The 20,291-nt window shown below is 67.6% G+C and carries 18 protein-coding genes; 10 read left to right on the plus strand and 8 right to left on the minus strand.

Annotation, left to right across the window (positions count from 1 at the left end; translation table 11 throughout):
* Positions 1 to 73: 73 nt before the first annotated feature.
* Positions 74 to 949 (minus strand): tryptophan 2,3-dioxygenase, encoded by an 876-nt coding sequence (locus ACX9OW_RS13735; protein ID WP_053519851.1) that lies wholly within the window; start codon positions 947 to 949, stop codon positions 74 to 76.
* A 335-nt stretch (positions 950 to 1,284) separates the two neighbouring features.
* Here ACX9OW_RS13735 and pdhA point away from each other — a divergent pair, with 335 nt between their 5' ends.
* From pdhA to ACX9OW_RS13755, 4 genes are read left to right on the plus strand one after another with little or no spacing between them, the layout of a single operon-like run.
* Complete coding sequence (gene pdhA, locus ACX9OW_RS13740; RefSeq protein WP_053519852.1) at positions 1,285 to 2,367, plus strand: pyruvate dehydrogenase (acetyl-transferring) E1 component subunit alpha; 1,083 nt, start codon at positions 1,285 to 1,287, stop codon at positions 2,365 to 2,367.
* Positions 2,360 to 3,427, plus strand: a complete 1,068-nt coding sequence (locus ACX9OW_RS13745; protein WP_053519853.1) for an alpha-ketoacid dehydrogenase subunit beta — start codon at positions 2,360 to 2,362, stop codon at positions 3,425 to 3,427. The genes pdhA and ACX9OW_RS13745 overlap by 8 nt, the downstream gene beginning before the upstream one ends.
* 1 nt (position 3,428) lies before the next feature.
* On the plus strand, positions 3,429 to 3,782 hold the full coding sequence (locus tag ACX9OW_RS13750) for an SH3 domain-containing protein (RefSeq protein ID WP_053519854.1): 354 nt from the start codon (positions 3,429 to 3,431) through the stop codon (positions 3,780 to 3,782).
* Complete coding sequence (locus tag ACX9OW_RS13755; RefSeq protein WP_459062397.1) at positions 3,779 to 5,164, plus strand: dihydrolipoamide acetyltransferase family protein; 1,386 nt, start codon at positions 3,779 to 3,781, stop codon at positions 5,162 to 5,164. Before ACX9OW_RS13750 ends, ACX9OW_RS13755 begins: the two co-directional genes overlap by 4 nt.
* A gap of 170 nt (positions 5,165 to 5,334) precedes the next feature.
* Here the strand turns inward: ACX9OW_RS13755 and ACX9OW_RS13760 are convergent, their stop codons facing one another.
* The 3 genes from ACX9OW_RS13760 to ACX9OW_RS13770 all read right to left on the minus strand — a co-directional run bounded on the left by ACX9OW_RS13760 (position 5,335) and on the right by ACX9OW_RS13770 (position 7,186).
* Positions 5,335 to 5,721: a VOC family protein gene (locus tag ACX9OW_RS13760; RefSeq protein ID WP_065181521.1), complete on the minus strand. Its 387-nt coding sequence runs from the start codon at positions 5,719 to 5,721 to the stop codon at positions 5,335 to 5,337.
* 122 nt (positions 5,722 to 5,843) lie between these two features.
* Positions 5,844 to 6,551 (minus strand): helix-turn-helix transcriptional regulator, encoded by a 708-nt coding sequence (locus tag ACX9OW_RS13765; protein WP_459062398.1) that lies wholly within the window; start codon positions 6,549 to 6,551, stop codon positions 5,844 to 5,846.
* A complete protein-coding gene (locus ACX9OW_RS13770; protein WP_065174362.1) occupies positions 6,551 to 7,186 on the minus strand; it encodes a Rossmann-fold NAD(P)-binding domain-containing protein in 636 nt (211 codons plus the stop codon). The genes ACX9OW_RS13765 and ACX9OW_RS13770 overlap by 1 nt, the downstream gene beginning before the upstream one ends.
* A 105-nt stretch (positions 7,187 to 7,291) precedes the next feature.
* Between ACX9OW_RS13770 and ACX9OW_RS13775 the strand changes: the two genes are divergently transcribed.
* On the plus strand, positions 7,292 to 8,830 hold the full coding sequence (locus tag ACX9OW_RS13775; protein ID WP_053519859.1) for a GGDEF domain-containing protein: 1,539 nt from the start codon (positions 7,292 to 7,294) through the stop codon (positions 8,828 to 8,830).
* A gap of 52 nt (positions 8,831 to 8,882) precedes the next feature.
* Here ACX9OW_RS13775 and ACX9OW_RS13780 read toward each other — a convergent pair whose 3' ends face one another.
* On the minus strand, positions 8,883 to 9,809 hold the full coding sequence (locus ACX9OW_RS13780) for a DUF808 domain-containing protein (protein ID WP_111186575.1): 927 nt from the start codon (positions 9,807 to 9,809) through the stop codon (positions 8,883 to 8,885).
* 210 nt (positions 9,810 to 10,019) lie between these two features.
* On the opposite strand from ACX9OW_RS13780, the gene ACX9OW_RS13785 reads away from it, so the two are divergent.
* Both ACX9OW_RS13785 and ACX9OW_RS13790 read left to right on the plus strand, forming a co-directional pair.
* Positions 10,020 to 11,663: an ABC1 kinase family protein gene (locus ACX9OW_RS13785; protein WP_227255316.1), complete on the plus strand. Its 1,644-nt coding sequence runs from the start codon at positions 10,020 to 10,022 to the stop codon at positions 11,661 to 11,663.
* Positions 11,664 to 11,945: 282 nt separating this feature from the next.
* Entirely contained in the window at positions 11,946 to 14,051 is a 2,106-nt protein-coding gene (locus ACX9OW_RS13790) for a phosphoglycerol transferase I (protein ID WP_459062399.1), read from the plus strand.
* A gap of 419 nt (positions 14,052 to 14,470) precedes the next feature.
* On the opposite strand, the gene ACX9OW_RS13795 is transcribed toward ACX9OW_RS13790, so the two are convergent.
* Complete coding sequence (locus tag ACX9OW_RS13795) at positions 14,471 to 16,891, minus strand: DUF3772 domain-containing protein (protein WP_263176248.1); 2,421 nt, start codon at positions 16,889 to 16,891, stop codon at positions 14,471 to 14,473.
* A 113-nt stretch (positions 16,892 to 17,004) separates the two neighbouring features.
* Positions 17,005 to 17,253, minus strand: a complete 249-nt coding sequence (locus tag ACX9OW_RS13800) for a hypothetical protein (protein ID WP_053520409.1) — start codon at positions 17,251 to 17,253, stop codon at positions 17,005 to 17,007.
* A 182-nt stretch (positions 17,254 to 17,435) separates the two neighbouring features.
* Here ACX9OW_RS13800 and ACX9OW_RS13805 point away from each other — a divergent pair, with 182 nt between their 5' ends.
* The 3 genes from ACX9OW_RS13805 (at position 17,436) to ACX9OW_RS13815 (ending at position 19,756) form a co-directional block, all read left to right on the plus strand.
* Positions 17,436 to 17,930 carry a lipocalin family protein gene (locus tag ACX9OW_RS13805; RefSeq protein WP_053520408.1) on the plus strand — a complete coding sequence of 165 codons (495 nt, stop codon included), beginning with the start codon at positions 17,436 to 17,438 and terminating at the stop codon, positions 17,928 to 17,930.
* Positions 17,931 to 17,939: 9 nt separating this feature from the next.
* The gene (locus ACX9OW_RS13810) at positions 17,940 to 19,148 is read left to right on the plus strand and encodes an NAD(P)/FAD-dependent oxidoreductase (RefSeq protein ID WP_164151940.1); all 1,209 of its coding nucleotides are present in this window, start codon (positions 17,940 to 17,942) and stop codon (positions 19,146 to 19,148) included.
* A gap of 125 nt (positions 19,149 to 19,273) precedes the next feature.
* Positions 19,274 to 19,756 (plus strand): hypothetical protein, encoded by a 483-nt coding sequence (locus tag ACX9OW_RS13815; RefSeq protein WP_074900053.1) that lies wholly within the window; start codon positions 19,274 to 19,276, stop codon positions 19,754 to 19,756.
* Between the two features lie 77 nt (positions 19,757 to 19,833).
* Here the strand turns inward: ACX9OW_RS13815 and ACX9OW_RS13820 are convergent, their stop codons facing one another.
* The gene (locus ACX9OW_RS13820; protein ID WP_368866058.1) at positions 19,834 to 20,268 is read right to left on the minus strand and encodes a PepSY domain-containing protein; all 435 of its coding nucleotides are present in this window, start codon (positions 20,266 to 20,268) and stop codon (positions 19,834 to 19,836) included.
* Positions 20,269 to 20,291 lie beyond the last annotated feature (23 nt).

Genomic DNA, 20,291 nt, shown 5'->3' on the forward strand with positions numbered 1-20,291 from the left:
CAGGTGCCCGCCTGCTCGCTGAACTTGCATCTGAAACGATCCAGCCGCCGGCCGGGATCCGGATGAATGGGGATCAGCCCAGCTCCGGCGGGGGCGCGGCCTGCAGCGTGGTCCGCACCTGGAACAGCTCGGGGAAGAAGGTCAGCTCCAGCGCCTGGCGCAGGAAGCCGACCCCGGACGAGCCTCCGGTACCACGCTTGAAGCCGATCACCCGCATCACCGTACGCATGTGGCGGAATCGCCAGAGCTGGAAGGCCGTCTCCAGGTCCACCAGGTCCTCGCACAGCGAATACTCGCGCCAGTAGCGGTCGGTGTCCTGGTAGATGCGCTCGAAGACCGGCTGCAGGGCGTCGTCGGCCACATGCGGCTGGGTCCAGTCGTGGGTCTCGTACATCGCCGGCACGGCGTGGCCGAAGCGGGCCAGGTACTTCAGGAATTCCTCGTACAGGCTGGGTGCCTCCAGCACGCTCCGCAGCTGCGCCTGCCCGGCCGGATCATGCTCGAACACCTGCAGCATCTGCGCGTTCTTGTTGCCCAGCAGGAACTCGATGTAGCGGTACTGCAGCGACTGGAAGCCCGAGGAAGGCCCCAGCACGTCGCGGAAGCCCATGTACTCGGACGGGGTCAGGGTTTCCAGCACCGACCACTGCTCGGTGAGCTGGCGCAGCACCTGCTTGCTGCGGGCCAGCACCTTGCGGCACTGCCAGACTTCATCGCGCTGCAGGAAGCCGATCGCCGCGCCAAGCTCGTGCCCCAGCAGCTTCAACCACAGCTCCGACGTCTGGTGCTGGATGATGAAGAGCATCTCGTCATGGTGCGGCGGGTTGGACAGCGGCTGCTGGGCACTGAGCAGCTGGTCCAGCCGCAGGTAGCCGCCGTAGGTCAGCCGGCCGTGCAGGTCGGTGTGGATGCCGGCTTCGAGATCGCGTTGGTTGTTGTCGACGGACATGAGCGGGACCAGATCGGGGGCGGCAAGGGTAGCGCGTTGCCGCCGCGCTGGCAGCCGGAGGATCCATACCGGGCCGTGCGGTGAGCCGTGGATCACCCGGCAATGGCGGGCCCGCGCGTGGAACCGTTTGCGACGTTGCGCGGGCAGTCAGCCGGAGGCGTATTCTGATGCTATGCAGCAACGACTGAATACGTTGTTGTTATTGGCCCTCCACCCGCCGGCAGGGGTACAACGGGGAATCGCCGTGTTGCGCCGCAGGAAGGCTATTTCGTACGCGTTCCTTAACATGGCGATTCATATCATTTGTAACTTCTCTGTCGAAGGTGCAGTACGCGATGACGGTTGCCGCTGAATTCAAGATCGAATACCTGCAGTATCTGGATGCGGACGGCACGCTCGTCCGCGACGACCTGCCCGAATCCCTGAAGGATCCGCGCGTCCTGGTGCCGCTGTTCAAGCAGATGCTGTACGTACGCACGTTCGACAGCAAATCCATCGCCCTGCAGCGCACCGGCAAGCTGGGTACCTATGCCGCCTGCCTGGGTCATGAGGCGGCGCACGTGGGCATCGGCGCCGGCATGCGCGAAGGCGACGTGCTCGGCCCGAGCTACCGCGAGTACGGCGCGATGTTCATGCGTGGCGTGCGCCCGTACGACGTGCTGATGTACTGGGGCGGCGACGAGCGCGGCAACGACTTCACCGGCAATGCGGTGAAGGACTTCCCGTTCTGCGTGCCGATTTCCACGCAGTGCCTGCACGCTGCCGGCGCCGCGCTGAAGTTCAAGCTCAACAACGAGCAGCAGGTCGCGGTGGCGGTGTGTGGCGATGGCGGCAGCTCGAAGACCGACTTCTATGCCGCACTGAACTCTGCCGGTGCCTACAAGCTGCCGCTGATCCTGTGCATCGTCAACAACGGCTGGGCCATCTCGGTGCCGCGCTCGGCGCAGACCGGCGCCGAAACGCTGGCACAGAAGGGCCTGGCTGGCGGCCTGCACTGCCTGCAGGTGGACGGCAACGATCTGATCGCGGTGCTGGCGGCGATGGAACAGGCGCGCGAGCGCGGCCTCGCCGGCGAAGGCGGCACCGTGCTGGAACTGATGACCTACCGCCTGTCCGACCACACCACCGCCGACGACGCGCGCCGCTACCGCGACGACGCCGAAGTGAAGGATGCCTGGACCCGTGAGCCGATGCTGCGCCTGCGCAAGTACCTCACCGCCCAGGGCGTGTGGAGCGAGGATGAAGAAAAGGCCTGGGTGGAGCAGTGCGGCGCCAGGGTCGACGAGGAAGTGAACCAGTACCTCAATACCCCGGTGCAGCCGGTCGAGGCGATGTTCGACTACCTGTATGCCGATCCGCCGCCGGATCTTCTGGCCCAGCGCGCGGCCGCCATTGCCCTGGAGCAGCGCCATGGATGACATCAAGACGGGCGCTTCCGCTTCCCAGGCCAATGCCGCCGACAGCGCTGCTGTCGCCGGTGGAGACATCGCAATGACCGCTACCCCCATCACCCTGATCGAAGCCATCACCCAGGCGCTGGCCTGGGAGCTGGAACACGACCCGTCGGTGCTGGTGCTGGGCGAGGACGTGGGCGTCAACGGCGGCGTGTTCCGCGCCACCGCCGGCCTGCAGCAGCGCTTCGGTGCGCAGCGCATCCTCGACACCCCGCTGGATGAAACGACCATCGCCGGCCTCACCGTCGGCCTGGCCGCGCAGGGCATGAAGCCGGTGGCCGAAGCCCAGTTCGATGGCTTCGTCTACCCGATGGTCGACCACATCATCTGCCACGCCGCGCGCCTGCGTACCCGTACCCGTGGCCGCCTGCACTGCCCGATGGTGCTGCGCGTGCCGTGGGGCGGTGGCATCCGCGCGCCGGAACACCACAGCGAAGCCAACGAATCGATCTTCACCAACGTGCCGGGCCTGCGCGTGGTGCTGCCGTCCAGCCCGCAGCGCGCCTATGGCCTGCTGCTGGCCGCCATGCGCGATCCGGATCCGGTGATCTACATGGAGCCCAAGCGCATCTACCGCCAGTACAAGGAAGTGGTCGTCAACGACGGCGAAGCCCTGCCGCTGGACGTGTGCTTCGTGCTGCGCGACGGCACCGACGTGACCCTGGTCGCCTGGGGTGCGCAGGTGAAGGAAGCGCTGGAAGCGGCCGACAAGCTGGCCGGCGAGGGCATCAGTGCCGAAGTCATCGACGTGGCCACGCTGCGTCCGCTGGACTTCGCCACCATCGCCGAGTCGGTGTCCAAGACCGGCCGCTGCGTGATCGTGCAGGAGGCCCCGAAGACCGCGGGCTTCGGTGCGGAAATCGCCGCGCGCCTGGCCGAGGAATCGATGTACGACCTGCTGGCCCCGGTCGAGCGCGTTACCGGCTACGACACCCACATTCCGCTGTTCCGCCTGGAGATGAAGTACCTGCCGAGCGTGGACCGGATCGTGACCGCGGCCAAGCGCGCGGTGGCGGCAGGCTGACATGCGGGCCCGCCTCCTTGGGGCTTACCGCAGCCAGTATCCCAACCCGCTCCGGTTCCGCACCGGCCAGATCGTCGAAGTAGGCGTACGTGACGAGGAATGGCCGGCGTTTGCCTGGGTACGCACCAGCGATGGACGCGCCGGCTGGGCGCCCGTCGCCTGGCTGCAACTGCTGGACGACGGTCGCGCCGAAGCCCTGCGCGATTACGACGCCCGCGAGCTGGATGTGGAAAGCGGCGAGATGGTCAAGCTGCATCACGAACACGGCGGATGGTGGTGGTCCGAGCGCGCCAATGGTGCGACGGGCTGGCTGCCGGCCCGCGAACTGGAACTGCTGGAAGAGAACTGCAAATGAGCCAGACCAAGAATTTCAACCTGCCCGACCTGGGCGAAGGCCTGCCGGACGCGACCATCGTCGAGTGGTTCGTGAAGGAAGGCGATGTGATCAAGCTGGACGAGCCGCTGGTGTCGATGGAGACCGCCAAGGCCGTGGTGGAAGTGCCGTCGCCGGTCTCCGGCAAGGTGCTGAAGCTGTCCGGTGCGGCCGGTGACATCATTCCGACCGGCTCGGTGCTGGCCAGCTTCGAGATCGACCCGAACCTGCCGCAGCGTGCCGATGGCCAGGACACCGGCCACAGCCACGGCCATGCGCCGGCACCGGCTGCGGCCGCAGCACCGACCCCGCCGCCGCTGCCGACTCCGGCACCGGCCGCCGCCGAGGACGCCAAGGCCGAGCGCGATGACGCCGGCACGGTGGTCGGCGCGATGCAGAGCTCCAATGCCGTGCACACCGAGCAGGCGCTGGCCGTCGGTGGCGTCAAGGCCGTACCGGCGGTGCGTGCGATGGCCCGCAAGCTGGGCGTGGACCTGAGCCGCGTGCGCGCCACCGGCAGCGATGGCGCGGTGACCATGGCCGACGTAAAGCAGGCCGCCGCCAACGGCACCGCCAAGCTCGGCGCCGCGCCGGCCCCGGCTGCCGCTGCGGCCTATGCCGCGCCGGCCCCGGCGCAGGTGTCTGCGCCGGTACAGAACGAAACCCGCACCCCCTTGTCTGCGGCGGGCAAGCCGATGCGCACGCAACCGCCGGGCGTGGTCGCCAAGGGCCAGCCGGAACCGCTGAAGGGCGTGCGCCGCAACATGGCGCGGGTGATGGCCGATGCGCACAGCAAGGTCGTACCGACCACGCTCAACGACGACGCCGACATCCATGCCTGGCTGCCCGGCAACGACGTCACCGCCCGCCTGGTGCGTGCCATCGTGGTTGCCGCGCAGAAGGTGCCGGCGATGAACGCCTGGTTCGATGGCGAAGCGCTGACCCGCACCCTGCACGCGCAGGTGGACATCGGCATCGCCGTGGACACCGATGACGGCCTGTTCGTGCCGGCCCTGCGCAACGCCGACATGCTGGATGCCCGTGGCATCCGCGAGGGCGTGAACCGCCTGCGCGAGCAGGTGGAAGCGCGCTCGATCGCGGCCTCGGAACTGAGTGGCTACACCATCTCGCTGTCCAACTTCGGCATGTTCGCCGGCCGCTACGCGACCCCGGTCGTGGTGCCGCCGTGCGTGGCCATCGTCGGTGCCGGCCGTGCCCGCCATCAGATGACCCCGGTGATGGGCGGCGTGGAAGCGCACAAGGTCATCCCGCTGTCGGTCACCTTCGACCACCGCGCAGCCACCGGCGGCGAAGCTGCCCGCTTCCTGCGCGTGATGATGGACGACCTGGCCCTGGCCAGCTGATCGACCACCACCTCTGAAACACAGAAGACGCCGGGCAGTGCCCGGCGTTTTTTTGTGCGCGCTCTACGGCAGAGCCGAGCCCATGCTCGGCAGCTTCCTGCTGGTCAACCGAAGGTGGGCGGAACCACATCCGGGAACAGCGGAACCGGCAGGTACCGGCTCCCCTCATTTCAACCGCGCGCGGGCAGGCCCTCGGCGCGGCTGTACACACGCAGGCGGTGCCGATCCGGATCAACACCCACGAAGGTATGCCCGAATTCCAGGGTGACCGGGGCCTGCACGATCTGCACGCCGAGTGCGCGCCACGCGTCGTGCATCTGCTGTACAGCCTCCGGGTTGGCGACCACCATCGCCAGTTCCGCGGCGCCGGCCTGCGTGGACACCGGCGGCTGCACGTCATCGCGCTGCCACAGGCCGAGCGCGGCGCCGTCGCCGAGCAGGAACAGGGCAAAGCCGGGCGACTGCTCGACGGGGGGTGTGCCGAGGATGCCGCTGTAGAAGGCGGCGCTGGCAGCGACATCGCTTGCGTACTGCAGCAGGGTGCTGGGCCTGAACATGGGGACGCTCCGTTGTTGGGAGCCTTCATGGTGGTACCGCCCTGCTGACAGATTCTGTCAGCAGCATCGCGATTGTTCGCCCGCTGTTCGCCAAGCTCGAAGGCCGTCGAGCAAGCCCGATGCTACGAACGATCCAACCAGTCCGGTGCGATGCCCTGGGCCTTCTGCCAGCGCCGCAGCAGGATCGCGCGTGGCACGTGATAGCGATCCTCCAGCGCGCGCACCTGGCGGATGCGGTCCAGCCGGAAGTGGCGGAAGTCTTCGCGGCTCTCGCACCACGCCGCCAGCATCGGAACTTCGTCGAAGTAGCCCAGCGCGAAGGGCCAGACGATGCGCTCGCTGCGCTGGCCGTGCGCATCTTCGTAGCCGAACTTCAGGCGCTGCTGTGCGCTTACGGCTTCGCGCACCGCCTGGAGCCGGGCCGCCGGCACCTTGGCCGCTGTTCGTGAAGGGCCCACGCGCAGACCGCTGTCACGCAGTGCCTCGCGGCGGGCGGCGGGCAACACATGCGCGATGCGCGCCAACGCATCACGGGCAGCCTCGGCCAGCGCCGGCTCGGTGCGGGCCGCCACCCAGCGCAGGCCCAGCACCAGCGCGTCGATCTCGGCCGGTGGCAGGGTCATCGGCGGCAGCGTGTCGCTTGGCGCGAGCTGGTAACCGACGCCCGCCTCGCCGCGCAGCTCAGCGCCCTGCCCGCGCAGCGTCTCGATGTCGCGGTACAGCGTACGCAGGCTGATACCCAGCGCATCGGCCAGCACCTGTCCGGCCACCGGCCGTCGATGGCGGCGCAGCAGCTGCAGCAGCTGGGTCAGGCGCAGCGCACGCGACATCAGCCGACCAGTGCGCTTGATGTCACCACGTGCTCACCCGGTTGCGGGGCCAGCGCGGCTCCGGTCAGTGCCCTGGCGATCTCGACGGCTGGATTGATCCGCCATGCCCGCGGCAGTGCCGGCCCCAGGGCACCGAGCACCGCCAGTGCGAAACGCTCGCCACGACGGACCTCGGTGCGCTCGCCGCCGATCAGTCCAGGCCGCACCAGGGTCAGCGAAGCAAACCCCAGCGCGCGCAGGTCACGCTCCAGCTCACCCTTCACCCGGCTATAGAAGATCGACGACTGCGGGTTGGCACCGGCGGCGGAATTCAATACATAGGTCTTCGCGCCCTGTGCCTGTGCGAGGCGGGCGAACGCCAGCGGATAGTCATGGTCGATGCGGTGGAAGGCCTCGCGGCTGCCGGCCTGGGCGATGGTGCTGCCCAGCGCGCAGATGACCGCGTCCACGCGCGCCCACTCAGGCGAGGCCGGCAGCGCGTCAAAGGCCAGCACCGGGTTCTCCAGCTTCCCATGGGTCAACGCCAGCGGACGCCGGGTGGGCGCGATCACGGCGCTGCAGCGCGGGTCGTCCAGCAGCCCGGGCAGTGTCAGCCCGCCGACCAGGCCGGTCGCCCCCAGCAACATCACGCGCATCACCACCTCCCGTGCGGCATCCTGTCGCCCATCCTAGCCGTTCAAGCCATCGGCAGCCGCGCCGATATGCTGGAACCAGACCCTGCCAGCCCCAGGATTCGCTCCATGACGGACCACCCCGATCCGCGCCCCGCCCCCGGCACCGCCCTCGGTCCGCCGGCACGCGTGCGCGCGGTTGCCGACGCGGGTGAGGGCGAGCGCGTGGTCCTGCAGGGCGGCAGCAGCGCAAGCCTGCAACGGCTCTTTGCCGGTGCCGATGCGCCGGAGCCGCTGCTGGCCGCGTTCGCCAATGGCATGGCGACGCTGCCGGGCGAACTGGGCGACATGGGTGATCGCCTGCAGTCCGCGCAGGCCAGCGCCGACTGGCCACGCTACGGGCGGGCGATGCGGCAACTGATCGACAAGTACATCCGCACCATCGACCAGCATTCACCGGATGGGCAGCCCGACAGCCTGCGCCTGTCCGAACAGCTGCGCCTGCTGCTGGGCGGCGCGGTAGTGGCGCTGCTGCAGCACGACCCGGACCTGCGCGAGCAGGCGCAGGCGCTGTCCCTTCGCCTGCGCCACTGGCAGCCGGGCAGCGCCCTGGAGCCGATCGAGCAGGGTGTGCGCGAGCTCGGCCATCAGATCGGCGTGCGTGCCGGCAGCTGGCAGGAACAGCAGGCGCTGCTGCTGGAGCTGTTCGCACTGCTGCTGGAGAATGTGAGCGAACTGCTGGACGATCGCAGCTGGCTGCAGGGCCAGATCGCGGCGGTGCGGCAACTGCTGTCCGGCCCGCTGCAGGCCGAGGCCGTTGAACGAACGCGTGCCGAGCTGCGCGAGGTGATCTACCGGCAGGGCCTGCTGCGCCAGGGCATCGACGACTCCAAGGCGGCGATGCGCGGACTGATGGGGGATTTCATCGAACGCATGGATGGCATGGCCACCAGCACCGGTGAATACCATGACCGTATCGGCAGCTACGCACTGCAGCTGCGCGAGGCGCGCAGCATCGCCGATCTGAACCAGCTGCTGCAGGAGGTGATGCGCGATACCGGCAAAGTGCAGCAGCAGGCCGCGCAGGCACGCGACCACCTGGCTGCCGCACGGCTGGACGTGGAGCGCGCTGAACAACGCATCGCCGAGCTGGAACAGGAACTGCGCATGGCCGGCGACCTCGCGCGCATCGATCCGCTGACCCAGGCACTGAACCGCCGGGGCCTGGACGAACTGCTGCAGCGCGAGCTGGCGCGCGCCGAACGCAACAACACGCCGCTGGGCGTGGCGGTGATCGATCTGGATGACTTCCACCAGACCAACAACGCGCATGGTCACGCCGGCGGTGACGCGCTGCTGCAGCACATGGTGGCGGTGTGCAGGCTGCTGCTGCGCGCCACCGATGGCATCGCGCGGCTGGGCGGCGACGAGTTCGTGCTGGTGCTGCCGGAGACCCCCGGTGCGGACAGCATGGCCACCGTGCAGCGCCTGCAGCGCTCACTGGCGCATCGGGTACTGACCGTGCAGGACCGGCGCGTGCCGGTGCATTTCAGTGCCGGACTGGCGCAATGGCAGCCCGGCGATGACAGCGAGGCGCTGCTGCGACGGGCCGACGAGGCGCTGTACGCGGCCAAGCGGCAGGGCAAGAACCGCGTGCAGGCGGGCTGAAGCGCTCCGCCGGGCATGGCCCGGCGCTACCGCCGCCCGTCCGGCGACGCGGCTACTTCCCGCGCAGCTTCTGGATGCCGGTCACCGCCGCCAGCACGATGGCGCCAGCGACGATACCCACCACCATGTTGGCAACCGCGCCGATCAGCCAGCCCCACTGGCCCTGGCCACCGAGCGCCTGCACCGCGTGGTGCAGCGCCGGCACGTTGTGCACCAGAATGCCGCCGCCGACCAGAAACATGGCCACGGTGCCGGCGATCGACAGGAACTTCATCAACCACGGCGCCGATGCGACCAGGCCGCGTCCGAACGCTGCGACCGCTCCGCCCTTGCGCGAGAGGTACAGGCCCGCGTCGTCCAGCTTGACGATGCCGGCAACCAGTCCGTAGACGAACACCGTCATCGCCAATGCGACCACCACCAGGGTGAGCACCTGCTGGGAGAACGAGGCGGCGGCAACCACGCCCAGTGTCAGGACGATGATCTCGGCAGAGAGGATGAAGTCGGTACGGATCGCACCTTTCACCTTGTCCTTCTCCCACGCCACCATGTCCACCTGCGCATCGGCCAGTGCCTTGCGCCGCTCGGCCTGGTGCTCGGCGTCCTCGTCCGCCGAATGCAGGAAACGGTGCGCCAGCTTTTCCACGCCCTCGAAGCACAGGAATGCGCCACCGATCATCATCAAGGGCACGATCAGCGGCACGTTCCAGCCACGACCATGCAGCCAGGCTTCCAGGGCGCTGATCGCCAGCGCGGCCGGAACCAGGATCACCTTGTTGAGCAGCGAGCCTTTGGCCACCGCCCAGACCACAGGCAGTTCACGGTTGGCGGAAACACCGGTTACCTGCTGCGCGTTCAGCGCCAGGTCGTCGCCAAGCACACCGGCCGTCTTCTTCGCGGCCACCTTGGTCAGGATCGAGACGTCATCGAGCAGCGTCGCGATATCGTCGAGCAGGGCAAACAGGCTGGCACCGGCCATGGGGGTTCCAGGAGGGAGGATGGACGGATTCTGACCGATCCAACGGCCCGGGAGGAAGTGGATTCACCGCGTGCCTACCCTGCCCCGGCCAGACTGGCGAGGTGATCCCGTTCCGCCGGGCATGGCCCGGCACTACCGGTCGTTGTCCACAAGGAGTGCCGTTTGAACAATCCGCCCACCGCCACTGGCAATCCACCGCTGGTAAAAGGCATGAGCCGTCGCAGCCAGATCCTGCGCCTGCTGATGCGCTACCGTCATTCGGGGGTGTTCTCCGGCATGAACCTGGACGCAGCCGGCAGCCAGGCCGAGGTGCCGGCCGACGGCAATCCCGAGCAGTTCGTCAGTGACCTGGAAGCGCTGGGGCCGACGTTCGTCAAGCTGGGCCAGATGCTGTCCACACGTCCAGACATGGTGCCGGTGGAGTTCGCCACGGCACTGGAGCGCATGCAGGAGAAGGTGGCCGAGATTCCGGTCGAACGCATCCATGCCATCGTCGAGCAGGAGCTGGGGGCACCGGTGAGCAAGCTGTTCGCGGCCTTCGACCCCGAGCCGCTGGGCTGCGCCTCGATCGCCCAGGTCCATCGTGCGGTGATGCATGACGGCCGGCAGGTCGCGGTGAAGGTGCAGAAGCCGGAGGTCGCCGCGCAGCTGCGTTCGGACCTGGAAGCGTTGCGCAGCTTCGCTCTGGCCGCCGATCACCTGACCCAGGTCGGCCGCCGGGTCCGCCTGCGCGACTGGCTCAACGAGTTCGCCAAGACCCTGATGCAGGAGCTGGATTACCACGCCGAGGCCGAGAACCTGGCCCGCTTCGGCCGCCATCTGCGGCCCTTCCGGCGCCTGTGGGTCCCGCAGCCGATCTGGGATTACAGCAGCCAGCGCGTGCTGACCATGGAGCTGGCCACCGGCGTTCGCGTGGACGCGATACCCGGCGTACGCCGTACCGAGCAGTCGATGGACCCGTTGGCAGCCGCGCTGATCCGGGGCTACCTGGACCAGATCTTCGTGCATGGCGAGATCCACGCCGATCCCCATCCGGGCAACCTGCGGGTGATGCCCGATGGTCGCCTCGCCATCTTCGATCTGGGCATGGTCGCGCACATGCCACCGCGGCTGCGCGAGCGCCTGCTGAAGATCCTGTTCGCCGCCGTCGATGGCCGCGGCGAAGAAGTGGCGGACGATCTGATCAGCATCAGCACCCGGCTGGAAGCCTTCGACGAGGAGCGTTACCTGCGCGAGACCGGCCAGTTGATCGCGCGCTATGCCGCCAGCGGCAACTTCTCCGAGGGACGCGTGGTGCTGGACATGGTGCGCATCGCCACGGCCTGTGGATTGCGTACGCCGCCGGAACTGAGCCTGCTGGGCAAGGCGCTGCTGAACCTGGAGACGGTGTGCCGCCTGCTCGCGCCCGAACTGGACACGCGCCGCATCGTCGAGCGCCAGCTGCAGCATGTGATGCGCGCGCGCCTGAAGAAGTCGCTGTCGGCCGCCAACCTCGCCAGCGAGGCGATGGAGCTGCAGCAGCTGCTGCGCGATGGGCCGCGCAAGCTGTCGGACATCATGGCCCTGCTGGCCGAGAACCGCCTGCAGATGAAGGTGACCGGGCTGGAGGAATCACGGCTGATGGAGAACCTGCAGAAGATCGCCAACCGCGTGGCGGCGGGCATCATCAGCGCAGCGCTGATTCTCGCCGCATCGCTGATGATGAAGCTCGATACCGGCTGGCATGTGTTCGGTTACCCGGCGATCGCGCTGGTGCTGATGCTGATCGGCGTGGCGTTGGGGCTGGGCATCGTCACCAGTGCGCTGTTGTTCGATCGGCGCGCGCGGGCACGCGAGGAACGCGGCCATCGATGAGCGGAGTGCGTGGTGCGCGAATGTGCACCTGCGCCATACGTCCATCTCCGAAGTGCCGCATTCATGCGGTTCTTAATGCAATCCAACGCGCATTTTCACGCTCGTTTTACTTGATCGCGCTGTTACCGCACGCGGTCGATCAACAAACATTTCAGTCAGGTTCGTGCATGCACTATCGGGTCATCGGCCTGTCATGCACACATGCTAGCGGCAGCGCCGGTCGGATGGACACGCGTCGGTACGACGTCCATCGCACCACCCCGTTCACTGCCGAAGCCGCCTATGCTCTGGATCCTTCTGCTGTCGTTGTTGCTGCTGGTCTGGCTGTTCCTCGCTTCCGACAAATGGATGTGGTGGAAGGCCGGTTCGTTCTCACTGCTGTTGCTGGCGCTCAGCACGTGGTGGCTGATCGACAAGCTCTCCGGTGACGGACTCAACGCCGCCACGCTGTACCACCTGGGTGCGGACATGGAGGGTGCCGGCGTCGCCGACTTCAAGGGCTACATCGCCGGCTTCATCGTGCTGGCCCTGGTTTCGCTGCTACCGCTGTTCGCCACGCGGGTCCGCCGCTGGCATCGGCCCGGACGGGGTGCGGCCTGGTTCGCCGGCTTCGCCGTCGCATGGGTGGTCACGCTCATGGTCAGTCCGCTGGCGCGCGACGGCCAGCGTCTTTACCAGCAGCTGCGACCGGTGGATTTCGCGCGCATCGCGCCGGAATACCAGGTGCCTACGCAGCCGTTGCAGCGGCCGCGCAACATCGTCTGGATCTACGGCGAAAGTCTTGAACGCACTTATCTGGACGAGAACGTGTTCCCCGGGTTGATGCCCAATCTCAATCGTCTGGCCGCCAAGTCGTTGGATGTGCGCGGCCTGGCATCGGCCGAAGGCAGTGGCTGGACCATCGCCGGGCTGGTGGCATCGATGTGCGGCGTGCCGCTGACCACCTCGCAGGGCGATGAGAACAGCATGGACCGGATGGGCAGCTTCCTGCCCAAGGCCGTGTGCCTGGGCGACTACCTGAAGCAGCAGGGCTACACCAACCATTATCTGGGCGGCGCCAACGGCCAGTTCGCCGGCAAGGGCCAGTTCCTGGCCAGTCACGGCTTCGACGAAGTACATGATCTGGCGTGGTTCAAGCAGCAGAAGAAGATCGGGCGCATTCACTACTCTGCATGGGGCGTACACGACGACGTGCTGCTGGACACCGCCTACCAGCGCTTCGAGCAGCTCTCGCGCGCCGGCGCACCGTTCATGCTGACCACGCTGACCATGGATACGCACCATCCCGCAGGCCACCTGCCGGTGTCGTGCAAGGGCGAACGCTACCAGAGCCAGTACGGCAACATCGGCCTGCTCAACGCGCTCAAATGCACCGACCGCCTGATCTCGCAGCTGGTCCAGCGCATCCAGGCCAGTCCGTACGGCAAGGACACGTTGATCGTGATCGCCTCGGACCATCTGGCGATGCCCAACGATCTCAGTCACGTGCTGGCCAGGCAGAAGCGCGAGAACCTGCTGCTGTTCCTCGGTGATGGCGTGGCGCCGCGCCAGCTGGCGGCGGAGAACGGCTCGACGCTGGACTCCGGCGCCACCCTGCTGGGCCTGCTCGATCCGGGCCTGCGCACGATGGGCTTCGGCCGCTCGCTGCTGGACGAAACGCGTGCCCCCAGTGCCAGCGTCGCGGCGCGTCGCGATGGCGGCCGCGATTACCCGCAGTACCTGGCATTCGCCCGGTCGCTGTGGCTGGGCGAGCCGACCCGCGAACTGAGGATCGACAACGACGACCAGGTGGTGGTGGGCATGCAGCACGTGCAGCCGCCGGTCCTGCTGGAGTACGACAAGGACTGGGGCCTGAAGTCGGTGTATCTGGAGAACACGTCCCGCCAGTTCGACGATGCCGATCCGGACAACACCCTGGCCTATGTGGATCGCTGCACCGCATTCGAGGATGGGTCGGCCGACGGCGACTGGTGCGCCTTGCTGGTGAACCGCGACAACGGCATCAAGCTGTACCGCGACGACGACCTGCGTGGTGGCATCGCGGTGGACGCGCCGCTGGATGCGTTCCAGGGACCGCGCCCGAGCGTGCGCCAGGCCCACATGATCACCCAGAAGGGCCGCCGCACCCGCGCCGGCCAGTACATGCTGCAGCTGGTGGCAAGCACGCGCCCGGACCGCGGTTTCTGGATCGAGGCCGTGTCATCGCAGCGCAAGGTGGTGCTGGCCCAGCAGTGGGTCCAGCCTGATGCCGACGGCAAGATCAATGTGTCCTTCGGACTGGATCATGAAGTGGACGATCTGGAGATCCGCGCCTGGTTGAATCACGCCGAGAAGCTGGCCGTGGATACCTTCGCGCTGGTGCCATCGCGCAGCCGACCGCGGGGATAGGGTTCTCTGCAGGGCTGTGCCCTGCACCTGCTGCAAGCTGGAGCAAAGGCAACAGCAACAGCAACAGCGTGCATTCCGTGGGATGGCGGGGCGGTTTCCGGCAGCCGTAGGTAGGTGCCGACCTTGGTCGACACTTCTGTCAGATATCGAAATCAATCTGGGGTCAGATCCGTTTTCTGCGGAAGAAAACGGATCTGACCCCAAAAGCAGTTCCAGCAGATCGCGGAAATCTGTCGAAGGCGGGGTGGGTCCGGTTGCGGGGGCGTGAGCCGCATGGATGCGGCGACCGAGCTTACATGGACGTACTTGCAGCGGCCCCCGCAACCGGACCCACCCCGCCATCCCATGGAATGCTTGGTGTTGCTGTTGCTGTTGCTCCGGCCTCGGCAGGTGCAGGGCGCAGCCCTGCCGGGAATCCCCTACTCCTGGGGGTCGCGGGTGATGTGGATGTCCGTTGGCGTGGACAGCGGAATGTTCCGCTCCGCCAGGATCTGCAACAGACTGAAATACAGATCGCTGCGGGTGCCGTACACCTGCCGCGGGCTGGCCACGTAGGCAAAGCTGTTGATGGTGATCTGGCCGCCGGCAATGCCGTCGATGTACACCGTCGGAGCGGGCGTCTGCAGCACGCTGGTGTGCGCGCCATAGGCATCCAGCATGGCCTGCCGCAGGCCGGCGACGTCGGTGCTGGTCGGTACCGCGAACTGGATCTGGATGCGGCCCTGGTTGTTGCCCATCGTCATGTTGCGGATGGTCTTGGTGATCAGCTCCGAGTTGGGCACGATCAACGTGGACTTGTCGCCCACCTGGATCTCGGTCGAGCGCACATTGATGCGGCGGATGTCGCCTTCCTGGTCACCCAGCTTCACCCAGTCACCGATCTTCACCGGTCGCTCGGCCAACAGGATCAGGCCGGAAACAAAATTCTGGGTGATCGCCTGCAGGCCGAAACCAATACCCACCGACAACGCACTGACCAGCAGCGCCAGCTTCTGCAGGTTCAGTCCCATCACCGTCAGGGCCCACAGCACTGCGATGATGATGCCAAGATAGCGGGCGACGGTGCTGATTGAATTGCGCGCGCCCAGATCCAGTTCGGTCTTGGGCAGGTAGGTGTCGGCCAGCCAGCGCTGCACCACCTGCATCACCCCCAGCCCGGCCAGCAGCACGCCGATGGCCAGTACGATGCGGCCCGGCTCCAGCGTCAGGTCCTTGGCGATGGGAATGCCATTGGCCAGCGACGCGAAGCGCTCCACGATCGAGCCGACATTGCCGAAGGGCGCGGCCAGTGCCAGCAGCGCGATCAGGACCACGAAGGTGCGCAGCACCGCCGACAGCAGCACGCCGGCCTGCTCCAGCCTGGAGACGCTCAGGCCGGTGCTGAGCAGGATGGTCTGGCCAACCTTGCTGTCGGCGTTCAACAGCCAGGTGCAGAAATCATCGACGAACTTGAACAGCAGTGTGGCTGCCAGCACCACGATGCTGCCGCCGATCAACTGCTGGTTCACGAACTTGGCGAAGTTCACATAGCCCAGCAGCGTGGCGATGATCGCCGCCACCACCGCGATGTTGCCAGCCACGCGCGCCAGTACCAACCAACTACTGCGGCGCACCGGCTGCTGTGCGCCGAGACCATCGGCCTGCGCTTCCAGCTTCGCTTCGGCTTCAGCCGTCTGCCGCCGGTGCAGGCGTGCCAGGGTCACCAGCATGGCCATGATCAGGCCGAGGTAGGTCAGCGCAATCACGCCATCCAGTGCCACCGTGGTCACGTCGCTGGTGCGGGTGGCACGGTCGATGGCCACCAGCACGTTGCTCAGCCAGGCCAGCGCAGCGGCACCCCAGGCGTACTTGCGCAGCTTCAGCGCGGCGGTGTCATCCAGGTTCAGCAGCCGCCAGGAGGGGCGCCTGGGCATCAGCAGGCACGCGCTGAGCGCGGCGATGAAGGCTGCAGCGAAGGTCGCCGCCACCAGGCCATCGGCCACGTTCTGCAGGCGCGGGGCGATGCCGCCAATGGCATTCAGCGAAGCCACCAGCACCACCACCGCATAGCCCGGCAGCAGGGTGCCCACCAGCAGCAGCCACATGGCCAGGCCGGAACGGCGCAGGCGGCCGTCCGGCGCGCGTTCCGAGGCGGCAAACCGGCGCCCCAGCGCGCGCAGCCACAGGCGCAGCGGGAACATCATCACCAGTGCTGCGGCCAGGCCGAGCAGCAGGGTGCCCCAGCCGTGGGTGTCGATGGCCTTGGCCAGGGTGTCACGCCCCTGTTGCGCCAACGGGCGCACGCGGGCGATGTCATCGGGAAGCTGATCGGCCACCTGCCGCCAGAGCGACGGCGACAGCGGTGAATCGACCTTGCGGCCCAGTTCCTCGCTGATCTGCGCGGAACGTTGCTTGTCGATGTCCGCACTCAACTGCTGGGCACGCACCGCGATGGCTTTGGCTTGGGCCACCGAGGCGGCCAGGGCATCGCTCTCGCGGCTGAGCGTACGTCGCTGCGCGGCCAGGTCGGGGGGCTCGGTGGTGCCCTGCGGCGCTTCACCCAGCTGAGCCAGCTGCTCTTTGAGCTGGTCCAGCTGTGGCTGCAGGGACTTTTCCAGCGCCTCTGCATCCCGCTTGGCCTTCGAGGCGTCCTCTGAAAGCGTGCCGAGTGTTTCGGTGGCTTCGGCGTCGTCGCGCTTGCGCGCGATCTCCTTCAGCGTGCTGTCAATCTGTGCCAGCTGCTGCTTCGGCGTAGGCGCCTCATCCTGGGCGAACACCGGCGCGGACAGCAGAAGGGCGGCGCCCAGCAGCAGGCCCAGCCAGGGCCCGCGCGTGCGGATCGATTGCAGGAAAGAAGACACGCCAGATGCACACCGGTTCGCGCGGACCACCGCGCCTGCGCGCGACTATACGGCACGACCGGTCAAGGTCGGATGCCCGGGGCGGCCTCGCCCGCAGCACCCGCCCCCGCGGTTCAGTACTTCAACCGCAGCTCCTCCACCGTCGGCTGCTGCAGCGCATACCAGTCCTGGAACTCTTCCTCGGTGATTTCGTCCGGGGCGTACACCGCCACCGGAGGCCAGTCGTGGTCGGTCGGCAGCGGCTGGCGCGGACCGGCGCGCAGGCTGTAGCTGACGCCCTCATAGTCCACCAGATCGTCGACCTGCGGCCATTGCTCGCGCGCGAACGCGGTTTCACTCTTCAACAGGATCACCTGGTACATCGGCACCTCCACTTCAGGTTGGATCGGAACACCCGGCGCTGGCGGCAGGATACCGCCGCGCCGATGACAGCGGGAATGACGCCGCGGCGACGCAATGTTCTGGACACCGCCATCGCTCCGGCTTCACCCGCTCGTGGCGAGGCCGTCGGCATCGTGGAGGCCCGTTCCCGCTGCGCCTGCCGATGACCGAACAGCTGCCACTGAAGACCGTCGCCGACCTCAAGCTGCCCCGCTACCTGGGCACCTGGTATGAGATCGCGCGCCTGCCCATGCGCCACGAGCCGGAAGGCTGCACCGATGTCTCGGCGCACTACAGCCTGCTCGACAACGGCAACGTCAGTGTCCACAACCGCTGCCGCATGGACGGCCAGGTCGAGGAGGCCAGCGGCGAAGCCTGCCCCGTCGACAACGACAGCGCGCGCCTGGAAGTGAGCTTCCTGCCCAAGGGCCTGCGCTGGCTGCCCTTCGCCAAGGGCGACTACTGGGTCATCCAGATCGCTCCGGACTACAGCGTGTCGCTGGTTGGCAGCCCCGATCGCCGCTACCTGTGGCTGCTGGCACGCGAGCCGAAGCTGGACGCCACCGTGCGGGACCATTATCTGGCCACGGCGCGGCTGCAGGGCTTCGATCTGTCCGAACTGATCCACACGCCGCACACCGGCCATCCCACCGCCTGACCCATCACCATGGACCTGAAAAGTGGCTATCCCTGGTGGGCCGTACGCAATGGCCTGATCCAGGCATTTCCCCCGCTGGAGGGCGACCTGCGCTGCGATGTGCTGGTGGTCGGCGGCGGCATCACCGGCGCACTGATCGCCGATGAGCTGTCAGGTCACGGTCACGAGGTCGCCCTGATCGAGCAGCGCGACATCGGTTGGGGCAGCACCGCCGCCAGCACCGCGCTGTTGCAGTACGAGATCGACACCCATCTGCTGGAACTGGCCCAGCGCTATGGCCACGACGCGGCCACGCTGGCCTACCGGGCCTGTGCCGAGGCGATCCCGGCACTGGGCGAAGTGGCGCGTGGCCTGAAGGACGTGGACTTCCGGCGCATGGACAGCCTGTACCTGGCCAGTCGCCACCGCGACGTGCCCCGCCTCATGGCCGAGGGCCAGGCACGCCGCAGCGCCGGCCTGGACGCCCGCTGGCTGGGCCCGGAGGCGCTGGCGGAGCGCTTCGATGTGGACGCCGGCGGCGCATTGCTGACCCGGCAGGCAGCGCGGGTCGACCCTTACTGCCTCACCTATGGATTGCTGAAGCGGGTGCGCCAGCGCGGCGGCCACATTCACGATCGCACCGTGCTGCACACGCTGACGCCAGGCACACGGGGCGTAACCGCCCAGACCGAATCAGGCGCGACGATCCGCGCAGGCCACGTGGTGCTGGCGATGGGATACGCCAACCAGCGCTGGCTCTCGCAGCGCGTCGCACGCAACCGCAGCAGCTATGCCTTCATCACCGACCCTGTCGATGCCGCGGTGCTGGGCCCCCTGCAGCGCACGATGGTGTGGGAAAGCGCGCGCCCCTATCTGTACCTGCGGGCCACCGGCGACCGTCGCCTGCTGGTGGGCGGGCTGGACGATGCCATCGATATTCCGGCACGGCGCGACCGGCGGGTGGAAGGCAAGGCGGACAAGCTCATGAAGCAGCTGCTGCACTGGTTCCCCAAGCTCGACCCGGTGCCGGCATTCTCATGGGCCGGTACCTTCGCCGAGACCGCCGACGGATTGCCGTTCTTCGGCCCGCATGAACAGTGGGGGCCGCGCGTGCACCTGGCAATGGCCTACGGCGGCAATGGCATCACCTATTCCATGATCGGCGCACAGCTGCTGCGGGCCCGCATCGAGCGGCGCAAGCATCCGCTGGCGGAGCTGTTCGGGTTCGGGCGGCTGTGACCTGCAGCCGGGCATGGCCCGGCTCTACCCCAATCCGGCGCCGACAGGCATCATTCAAGCACGCCCTGCTAGCGTCGGCCTGTAACGCCGCGTGTGGCGTGGTCCCTGTCCGCTGGAGCGCCAAGATGATCCGCCCCCTGACCCTGCTGTTGTGCCTGGCCCTGCCCGGGACCGTGCTCGCCCAGTCCGCTGCCGGCGCCACCGCACCGCAGGCATCCGGGTTGGACCTGACATTGCCGCAGGCGCCGATGCGTTACCTCAACGATCCGACGTTGCAGCAGGACCCGCCGGGCACCTACTACGGTGACAAGAGTGGCCCACGCGTGCACGACGATGCCCGCATCGCCGACGTGCAGGACGACAAGGTGAAGGTCTCCGGCAGTTTCACCACCGGCATCGGGTACTCCAAGCGGGGTGGCAACAGCCACTACAACGCCGCCACGCTGAATCTGAGCAAGAACTACACCACCGACGAGGGCAAGACCCGCGGGGTGAACCTCAACATCCACGTCAGCGAAGGCGAGGGCCCGGGCTTCTTCGGCCCGTATGGCGGCTACTACGGTCGCGGCCCCGGCTACTGGGACTACCCGCCGCCCTACGGCTGGTAAAGCAGCGCCGGGCCATGCCCGGCGAGCGCAGCGCATGCATCAGGCCGCCGGGCATGGCCCGGCGCTGCCCGAGGCGCTCAATCCAGCCAGCCGTCGCGTTCGCTGTGCAGGATGCGGCCGTCATAGCCGCTCAGGCGCACCTCGACCTTCTGGTTGCGGGCATTGCGCGCTTCCAGCGACCAGATGGCGCCATCGCGCTCCAGCGAGTGGATCTCGCGCAGGCCCTGCGACTGTGCCTTGGCCAGCACCTGCTCGGTCGGGAGAAGCGCGCGGCCGTTGTGCTCATCGAAGATCTCGCCGGTCTTCGGGTCCACGTAGACCTCGCTGAAGCGGCCATCGGCGCGGCTGACGTCGGCTTCCCACAGGCCGTCATCGCGTTCGATCTCGTGGATCTGGGTGTAGCCGGCCTTGCGCAGGGCCTGCTCGGCCTGGGCCATGCCCAGCGGTGCAGCGTGCGCGGCCGGAGCGATGGCCAGCACGGCGACGGTGGCGAGGGTGAGCGACTTCAGCATGGGAGTTCTCCTGTTCGTGGCCG

The sequence above is a fragment of the Stenotrophomonas genospecies 5 genome, from assembly GCF_054473825.1.